This is a genomic window from Microcoleus sp. B9-D4 (genome assembly GCF_036705105.1).
Taxonomy (GTDB): domain Bacteria; phylum Cyanobacteriota; class Cyanobacteriia; order Cyanobacteriales; family Microcoleaceae; genus Microcoleus.
This window is the reverse complement of sequence record NZ_JAUBTS010000014.1, coordinates 119,472-129,176: the sequence shown is the minus strand read 5'-3', so window position 1 is coordinate 129,176 and position 9,705 is coordinate 119,472. Positions and strand designations below refer to the sequence as shown.

At 43.9% G+C, this 9,705-nt stretch carries 4 protein-coding genes; all 4 read right to left on the bottom strand.

The genetic code is table 11. The features are described from left to right. Nucleotides 1–112: 112 nt before the first annotated feature. From QUB24_RS11695 to QUB24_RS11680, 4 genes are read right to left on the bottom strand one after another with little or no spacing between them, the layout of a single operon-like run. Entirely contained in the window at nucleotides 113–754 is a 642-nt protein-coding gene (locus QUB24_RS11695) for a Uma2 family endonuclease (RefSeq protein WP_333153326.1), read from the bottom strand. A gap of 42 nt (nucleotides 755–796) precedes the next feature. Next, nucleotides 797–2,749, bottom strand: a complete 1,953-nt coding sequence (locus tag QUB24_RS11690; protein ID WP_333153325.1) for a tetratricopeptide repeat protein — start codon at nucleotides 2,747–2,749, stop codon at nucleotides 797–799. Continuing rightward, complete coding sequence (locus QUB24_RS11685) at nucleotides 2,742–6,833, bottom strand: tetratricopeptide repeat protein (protein ID WP_333153324.1); 4,092 nt, start codon at nucleotides 6,831–6,833, stop codon at nucleotides 2,742–2,744. Before QUB24_RS11685 ends, QUB24_RS11690 begins: the two co-directional genes overlap by 8 nt. A 24-nt stretch (nucleotides 6,834–6,857) precedes the next feature. Beyond that, nucleotides 6,858–9,641 carry a tetratricopeptide repeat protein gene (locus QUB24_RS11680; protein ID WP_333153323.1) on the bottom strand — a complete coding sequence of 928 codons (2,784 nt, stop codon included), beginning with the start codon at nucleotides 9,639–9,641 and terminating at the stop codon, nucleotides 6,858–6,860. Between the last annotated feature and the right edge of the window lie 64 nt (nucleotides 9,642–9,705).

The following is a 9,705-nucleotide window of genomic DNA, read 5'->3' as shown; positions in this document are numbered from 1 at the left end:
AAATAACTTAAATTTTTATTTTTTATGGTGGGATGGGCGTCCCGCCCGTCCTTTTTGGACGGGCGGCACGCCCATCCCACTTTCAAGAGTGGAAGTTATTTAATTATCATTCCTAAGTATGTCGGCAATTCTGTCTCCAATCCTTTGCTGCTGCTAACGGGTGAGGATTTTTTACACATTCTGTCAATAGATCGATATCAATTCCTGGCAGCAATTCGCTTTGTGTGATTAATTCATAACCGCAGTTGGACACGAATTCAACCGGAATTTCTTCTCGCAAATGGTAGATAGAAAATCGGTCATTTCGCCAGAACCAAACCTCTCGCACATTCAACCTTCTATACAGTTCTAGTTTATTGATGCTACCACTGGTAACAATCACTTCAATTACCAAATCGGGAAATTCTTTATCTGTGCCAATACAGTAAGCTTCATCCGGTTCCGTACCGCCACTTTTTTCCTCTTGTCGCAGAGTTGTAGACCCAAAAGGAAAATATTCGATTTCAGCTTCTACAAAGTAAATTTCTAGCAGATTTCCAATGCCAGTTTTGCGACTTTCATGGCGGCGTGAAGGTGACATAATTTCCAAAACTCCATCTAAATAAGTAACTCGATATCCCGCTGTATCTCCAATCCGATTCAGCAGTGTCTCGTATTGTTCCCAGTTGGCGCTATCGGTAATGTAGCGATCTTCAGGATCTTGGCGTTGGAGTGCTTGTTCTTTAAGTAATGTATCTAGCTCGATCGTCAGCATTGGTATTACCTCCTTACAAGTTGTTCTAATCTTAGCTCAACTTTATTCCCAATCAAACTGCCTCCCCAAATATTCCTCTAATTCCTGATTGTAAGGTCGGAAATAATCGCTCAACCTGTCGCGAACCGATGCATTTACCCGCTGGTAAGAACCAGGATTAGCATTTTGGTATTCAGACAATTGATATTCCGGCAAATCTAAGAATTCTAAAACTTGCTTGACAGTTGTGGCCGCATCTGCATAAAAATCTTCGCTTTTCAAAATTAACAACTGTTCTGGGGGAAAGAAAGTCCGCCAGTTTTTAATAAATTCTATGTACCTACCGCGAGCTAAATAATTCCCCGGTTCCTCGCCGATGATGTATTCTGGATTTTGATTCAACCGTTCAACTTCATGGCTAATTACTCGATCGATCGATCGCGCTTCCCAATTTAAGCCAGTCAAGCGGTAGAATTGAGAAATCGCCCGATCGACCGGATTTCGCAAAAGTACAATCAGTTTAGCCTCTGGAAACGCGGTGTAGAGACGTTCCGGTGCTTCCCGATAGTCAAAATAGCTTGGACTTGCTTCGCCAGTTACAAATTCCTCTCCCGAAGGCATTGGCGGAAAATGAGCCAAATACCAATCAATCCCTCTGTCAAAGTGCCACGAGAAAAAATCCATCTCCTTTTTAATCGGAGTCAAAATTTGCGGGTGTTGAGCTAAATAAGTATACAGAGAAGTCGTGCCGCACCGCTGAGAACCAATAATTATAAAGTTAGGAACTTGGACTGGTTTTAAGTTCCAATTTTGTGGAACAGGCATCTTGCCTGTATCTGCTTGTGGAACAGGCATCTTGCCTGTATCTGCTTGTGAAACAGGCATCTTGCCTGTATCTGCTTGTGGAACAGGCATCTTGCCTGTATCTGATTGTGGAACAGGCATCTTGCCTGTTCTTTTACTGATAATAGATGCAAAACTTTGTTTAAAACTAACAGTTTGATAACAGCTAATCGCCTCGGCAATTTTACATTGCCTCGTCAAAACTTCCCCCAAATTCAGATAAGGCCAAAAAGCCTCCGGTTTAGCGGCAACAACTTCGCGGCACAAGTTCTCAACTTCATATAGCTTGTTTTGCCTAACAAAAACTTCCCACAAATTGTAATAAAACCACCAAGGAAGATCGGGATTTATTTCTATTGCTTGGAAAAATGCCGCCGCCGCTTCCTCCCAATATTTTTGCTGGCTCAAAACAGCACCTAAATTGTAATAAGACCAGCAATCATCTGGTTTTTGGGCGACAGTTGCGCGAGATGAAGCTAATGCGCGATCCTCTTCGAGGGCTTCGCTAACGCACTTTTCTTGCTGCTGCAACAACTCCTCTATTTTCGCTGACATTTCTGCACAATTCGGAGCATATGTCAAGAGAAGTTGGTAAATAATAATTGCGCTTTTTGGGCGATCGTACTTAGCTAAATTCTCTCCTAACTGCAAATAAAATCCCCAATTTTCCGGTGTAATTTGCAATTGATATTGTTCTAAAACCAACTTTAAATCCGACTCAGTTTGTCCGAGAGCATATCCCAACTTCTCGTAAATTCCCGGCAAATCTCCGTCAATTTTAATAGCTTTTAAATACGTCGCAATAGCTTCATCCCACTGTTTTAGTTTAGTTAAAGCGTCGCCTAAATTGCAAAAAGACCAAGCAAAATCCGAGTTTAGAGCAATCTCGCAGCGGTAAGCAACAGCAGCCTCTTCCCATTGCCGAAGTTTCAGCAAAGCATCGCCCAAATTGTGATAAGACCAAGAAAAATCGGGATTTAACTCAACAGCTTTTTTGTAAGCAGCGACAGCTTCCTCCCATTTTTCAAGTTTCAGCAAAACATCACCCAAACTGTGATAAGACCAAGAAAAACTAGGATTTAATTCAAGAGCTTTTTTGTACGCAGCAACAGCCTCATTAAACCGACCGCTTTCTTGCAGGGAATTCCCCAAATCGTGGTACTCATTATCCATGAAAAACTCCTGCAAGATTCATTAACTTCTCCAGCGAGTTCAAATCCACCCGTATATCTTTATGTCCCGGATATTTCTGAGTTGGGTCATCTACCAACTCACCAAGTAAATAGTAATGTTCCAAACCGCACAAATTGCTAATCATCCAATAACAATGCGGCACGTAAAGGGGAGAAAAAATCTCAATTACCTTAGTTCCCGGACTGCAAAAAACTAGATTAGTCAACCCCCCTCCGTGAGGTGCGACAACTACTTTAGCAGCAGCCAAACACGATGCTTGTTCCGCTACCGACATCGTTTCCAACTTGACACTGCGAAACCCAAATTTTTCTAAGTATTTAATTACCTCTTCATCGTTGACGAGTCGCCGATAGGATGCTTGTTGGCGGGTGATATAAATTCGCTCTGAATAGTCTGTATTTAGGGACTGTTGTTCATTTAAAAATGTCTTTTTGAGATATTCACACTTCCATTTTGAAACCGCTCCTGATCCGTCATAAAATATTGACGGAACTATTAATTTATCGGCGGTAATGTGTAAATTGCAGCGACTTTCTAAAAGTTTATCTTGAGGAATTCCTAAAGTCTCTAAAGTTTCTGCTTGATAGGAAGAATCCGAGGCATTGACAACAAACTTATCTATAGTTTCTATCAATCCGCTCCGCTGCAAAAGGTCAAATCGCGTCATCACATCAAACATCCAATGAAAATAAGCGGCTCCACCCCAGCGAGCAGATAAAAAAGCTACATTTCCATCGACGTGTTCAGCAGGAGGCAATTTGTCGGAAGTGATTACCAATTCAGCACAACCCATTGAAATATCAGTAACAAGTTTATTGTCTGAAGTAATCACGGCGGTAGTCACCACATCAGCCCAAGCTCGTCCGTTTGGTAATACGGCAACAAAAGCTTTTCTGGAATGACTTTGATGCTCCCAAAATCTGTGGCTGCTGTCGATCGTTTTGGAATCTGATAAATTGATGTGACTCGCAGGATGGATGTCAATGCAGGTGAGGTGCAGATTCGATTCTGCTGCAACGGTCAAATCTTCTGTAAACCCACAGTATTTTTCGAGAATACTTAAGGGTAAATTTTGATTACTGCATTTTGCCCGATAGCTCTCATCGGCTTCTCCTTTTTGTTCCAGAGCATAACCTATATTATCGTAAACTTCAAACAAATCCGGTTTAATTTGCAGGGCTTGAACTAAATTAGTGATTGCCGGTTCCCACTGCTGTTTAGCCATTAAACTCAAACCCAATCCTTCGTAACACCAGCAGGATTTTGGATCGAGATTGATACCTTTTTCATAAATGGCGATCGCCCTTTCCAATTCCCCTTGATTACGCAGTGCATCACCCAACTTTTTGTACAGCCAACTATGATCGGATTCTAGCTCAATAGCACGACCAAAAGCCACTGCTGCTTCCGGCCATTTTTTTTGTGATTCCAGAACTTCCCCCAAACAATTGTACAGCCAACAATCATCGGAATTTAATTCAATAGCTTTGCGGTAAGCCGCCGCCGCTTCTTCCCAATTTTCCAGCGCAACCAAAGCCTTACCTAATCTATCGTAAGACCAACAAAAATCGGGATTTATTTCAACTAACTTGCGGTAAGCAACAGCAGCTTCCTCCCACTCACAAAGCTCCATCAGCACATCGCCTAAATTGTTGTAAGTCCAACAAAAATCGGGATTTAACTCAATAGCTTTGCGGTAAGCAGCAGCGGCCTCGTCGTGTTCCTCAATCGCCTGCAAAGTCTCCCCCAAAAAGTGGTAAGACCAACTAAAATTAGGGTTTAGTGCGATCGCCTGTTGGTAAGCTGCCCCAGCTTCGTCAAATAGTTCTTTTTTTTGCAGAGATTTACCCAACTTGTGGTAAGTTAAGTAGTTGCCAGACTTAATTTTAATAGCTGTTTGATAGCGGGCGATCGCCTCATCCAAATAACCGGAATTCGCCGCAATATCCCCCAACTTTTCCCAACCCAGAGACAACAGAGTTTGCTCCTCGCCCAAACTTTGATTGCCAATTTTTTTAACAATCAGTTGATAGCCTTTGTGTACAACTTCCAACTGACTTCCAAACATCTCCAAAAAAACATCTATCCCAATTTTAGTATCTTGCTCCGGGCTGTCGGGAAACGTAAACTCGTAATCGTCAAAAATCATCAATCCCCCAACTTTCACCAACCTCCAAGATAAAATCGCATCTTGCAGAGCACTGGTGGGTTTGTGGCAGCCGTCAATGTAAGCAACGTCGTAATATTCCGAAGTCAAATTCACTAACACATCTTGAGAGTAACCTTCTAATTCAATTACCCGATCTGCTGCTCCCGTTTTAACAATATTGCCCTTAAAATGTTGTTGGAAATACAAATCAATACAAGTAATCTTTGCCGTCGGATGAGTTAAAATATTATCCAGCAGCCAGCAAGCAGACATTCCCTGAAAACTGCCGATTTCCACAACTTGAAAATCCGCAATTCCGGTAAATTCCTGCAAATGCCGTTGCCAAATAGGAATATTGTGGGTAAACCAATCTTGGGTAAATTGATAATCTTTTGCCGCACAATCACCCCAACCCCTCAATTCGCTCGCTTTTTGGTGACAAATAATTGCTTCTTCTAATTCCCCTAATTGGGGTAAAATATTTCCTAAATCGTTGTAAGGCTTAGAATTGGTCGGATCGATTTCTATTTGGTGGCGGTAAGCAGCAATTTGTGCGTACAACTCCTGTTGTTTCGCCCGCACATCATTCAGTTGGGCGACAACTTCCTCAGCATTGGGTTCAATTTGCAGTGCCATACTATAAAATACGATCGCACCTTCCAACTGCTTCTGTTTCGCTAAAATATTGCCTAAATTTATATAAAACTCCGCTCCATCTAACTCAATTCCCAGCAAGTTGTGGTAAATTTTCCCGCTTGCAAGTATTTCTACACCTTGACAATAAGTTGCGATTGTGCTGTCTAAACCCGATTCGCTGCGCTTCCGCAAAACATATCCCAACCGTTGATTGATTCCGGTCAAATTCGGCTCAATCTGAACCGCGTGCAGGTAAGCAGCCACAGCTTCATCCCAGGATTGTTCGCAGGTTAAGGCAACTCCCAAATTGACATAAAACCAAGGAATATTGGGATTTATTGCAATAGCTTTGCGGTAGCAACTAATAGCTTCGGGCCACAGTTGTTTTTGAGCCAAAGCGTCCCCTAAGCAATTGTATGCCCAGTAGGAATTATCATTGATTTCCAGAGTCTGACGGTAACATTTAATAGCTGCATCAAAGTCGCGTTTTTGTGCGAAAACATTACCTAAACCCACGTAAGCACGAGCATAATTTGGATTGAGTTCGAGGCTTTTGTTGTAACAGGCGATCGCCCGATCCAATTCTCCTCGCTCCGCCCAAGTCTTACCCAAACTGTGGTAAGATTCAAAAGAATTTGGATTGATGGCAATGGCTTGTCGGTAATTGGCGATCGCCTCATCCCACCGTTTCTCCCCGACTAGCATTTCCCCCAAATTGTGATAAGCTGTTGCCAGTTGCGGGTTTAACTTAATTGCCCGCGAATAACACTCAATAGCGCGATCGCACTTTCCCAATTCAACTAAACTATTTCCCAGAGTGACGTGCTCGTCAGCAGTTGCCCAATTCGGCTCGATATTAAAAGCTTGATACCAACATTCTGCCGCCTCTTCTCGCTTCTCCAACTGCGTCCAAACTCTCGCCAACTGCCGATAAGCAGCAGCAAAATTCGGCGCTAGCGAAATCGCTTTTTCACAATTGGCGATCGCCTTTTCCCACTGTTTTTCTTGAGAATACAAAATGCCGAGATTAGCGTAAACTTCCGGCAAATTTGGATTGCGATCGATCGCCGCTTCATACCACTGCTTAGCTTGTTCGATTTCACCTCGAACCTGCATCACCTTTCCCAGCGTCTGACAAGCTGCCGCCAAATTCGGTTCAATTTTCAACGCTGACTCGCAAGCAGCAACTGCCTCATTCAACTTTCCTTCGGCGAAATAAACTTCTGCTTGCCGACTCAAATCAACCGCTGCCTTTTCCATCTTCTCAATCGAGGGCATAATTAAACTTGCTCCAGACACCAACTAACTCAAACCCACCACCTCAACCATCCTTTTCAGCGAACTCAAGTTCACTAAAATATCCTCAGTCAGCGAATTCTGATACATCAACTGTCTAATAGGATAGCATTCAAAAGCCTCGCCCGCTAAAAAGTAATGTTCCAACTGCAAATATTGACTGATTCCCCAGTAATAATGGCTGATATAGTGAGGCGACACCAACTCAATCACTTTAGTTCCCTGCCCACAAAAAATCGTATTTGTCAAGCCGCTGCCGTGGGCGGCAACTATTACCTCAGCGTGGTAAAAATGAGCAATTTGCTCTGCCAAAGACATCGACTCAGGTAAAATAGAAACAAACCCAAATTTCTCCAACACCTCAACCACATCTTCCTCGTTCAAAACTCGTCGATATCTTGCTTTGCTGCGGCTGATATAAATGCGTTTGGGATAGCTCGAACTAGGTAGAATTCCCTTGAGAAACTCCCGCCTCAAAAAATCCATCGCCCACCCAGAAGGCCAGCCCAAATATCCCGCAAAAGACGGCACAATTAACTCGGTTGCTTGAATGTGAGGCAAGCGATCGCTCTCCAAGACTTTCTCTTCGGGAATGCCCAGAATTCTTAGACTTTCCCGCTGAAATTGGTGTTGACAACTATTCACTAAAAACCAATCAATATCCGCCAAATCCCTACCGCTGTGCCGCAGCAATTCTATCCGCGGCAAAACATCAACCATCCAGTGAAAATAGACATTTCCCGACAAGCCAGAAAGCACCGCCACGCTGCCGTCAATTTGCTTGAGAGACGGGAAGGATTCTAACTGAAAAACGCTGTGTTTCCTCACATCATGCTTTTCGCATCCAGGTAAAAACCCCGGATAATCTCTCGACACATCAGCCAATAAATAATTGTCAGGAGTAATTACAGCGATCGCCTTGCAAATCAGCCAATAATTTTCCTGCGGCACAATCCAAACTCGCCCGTTGGGAATTGCAGCCACAAAAGTCTTTGGCGACTCCACAGGTAGCGGTTGCGAGTTGGACAAACGGCAAACTCCCCAACCCAAATGCACCGGATCGAACCACTTAGAAAGTCGCTGCAAACACAGCCCGCAAGTTAACCCGGCACAATCGGAATTTGCCAATTGGGAATTGGATCTCGCCAATTGGGAATTCGGAATATTTTCTGCACTTGCTTCTGGTGCAGGTTTCCAAAATATTTCCACATAATTGTCAGCATCCAACTTAGCATTAACCAGCCAATCCCAACTAGATAAATAAATAGCGTGAGGAGGTTTTATAGAAGTGCTATCTGGCAAGATAAAACTCTGTTTTTTCCACTCTTTCTGCTCTCCATACCCGTGCAATTGCAAGTCTAAAACTTTTTGATAATAATCGAGCGCCCGTTCCCAGCGCCCCTGTTTTTCCAGCAGTTTTGCCAACTCAAAATAAACCTGCGGTAAAGCAGGTTGAATCGTCAAAGCCATGCGGTAAACTGCAATTGCTGCAATGAACCGCTTTTGCTGGGCTAAGGAATTTCCCACCCGCCAGTAAATCTCTGCATTCTGTGGTTGAATTTGCAAAGCTTTTTGATAATAAGCGGCGGCAGATTCGTGTCCGCCGTACTCTGTTAAAGCATTTCCCAAATGCAAGTAAATTTCGGCTAAATTATCGCAAATTTCAGCAATTGGTAATTGGGCATTGGGCATTGGGCATTGGGCATTGGGAATAGTTTCTTTTTCTTCGTTCTTCCCTCTTCCTTCTTCCTTCTTCCTTCCAGTTAGTGCTGTGAGAAATCGATCGCACGCAGCGATCGCCCTTGACAATTCATCATCTTCTACCGCCGCCACTCTGCGCCTGTCTCCTAAGCGACAGTAAGCCTCAACAAAATCAGGCTTCAGAGCTATTGCCCGCTCAAAATAAGGCATGGCTTCAGCAATTTTGCCCAAAACCATCAAAGAAAACCCGGCGTCTGTATAGCCCGAAATATAGTCGGAATTGATCTCGATCGCGCGATCGAAACAAGCAAGCGCCGCCGAATGTTCCCCCTGTAATTGCCACGCTTTCCCCAGATTGTAGTGAGCCAAAACCATGTCCGGCTCCAACTCAATAGCTGTGAGGTAAGATGCGATCGCCCTTTCCGGACTTTTGTCCAGGAAGGCTTGGCCCAAATTATTGTGCAGCGTCGCCCAATCCGGCTTAATCTCGATCGCCCGCTGGTAAACTTCGAGCGCCTCAGCAGCGCGATCGTCCTTTAGCAAAATCACACCCAGATTGCTGTAAGCTTTCACGTAATCCGGCGCCACGGCAATCACCTGTCGGTAGGTATCCATTGCCGCTTGGAGCTGACTATTTTCATCTAAAACCACAGCCAGATTGTATAAAGCATCAAGATAATCCGGTTTTTGGGCGATCGCATTTCGGTAACAGTCGATCGCCCCCAACAAATTACCCTGCTTGTAAAAAACATTTCCCAAGTTATAATGAAGTTCCGGCCAGTCTGGTTTCAAATCCAGAGCTTGCCGGTAGTGAAAAACCGCCTCATCCAGCCAGCAATACTCGCTGTAAAGTTGACCCAAATAAGCATGAGCCAGAAAAAACTGGGGCGAAATCTCCAAAGCTTGCACAAAAGCGTCTCTTGCCGCCGTCGGATCGCCGCTCGCTTCGAGAATTTCGCCTAAAGTCGTGTAAGCCGAGGGCGAAAACGGTTGAAGTTCGATCGCCTTTTGGCAAAACTCGATCGCCTCAGTTAACTTCCCCCGCTTCAAATAAATTTGGGCTTGCCGGATATATTCTTCAGTGCTCATTGCTCGCGGTGCAGTTGCGGTTTCTTTACCGCTTCAGTAAAACCTAGAAAGTGTAATTTAAAAA

Bases quoted from the DNA above. Each gene is read 5' to 3' on its own strand.
- QUB24_RS11695 (WP_333153326.1), bottom strand. From the start codon at position 754: ATGCTGACGATCGAGCTAGATACATTACTTAAAGAACAAGCACTCCAA.
- QUB24_RS11690 (WP_333153325.1), bottom strand. From the start codon at position 2,749: ATGGATAATGAGTACCACGATTTGGGGAATTCCCTGCAAGAAAGCGGT.
- QUB24_RS11685 (WP_333153324.1), bottom strand. From the start codon at position 6,833: ATGCCCTCGATTGAGAAGATGGAAAAGGCAGCGGTTGATTTGAGTCGG.
- QUB24_RS11680 (WP_333153323.1), bottom strand. From the start codon at position 9,641: ATGAGCACTGAAGAATATATCCGGCAAGCCCAAATTTATTTGAAGCGG.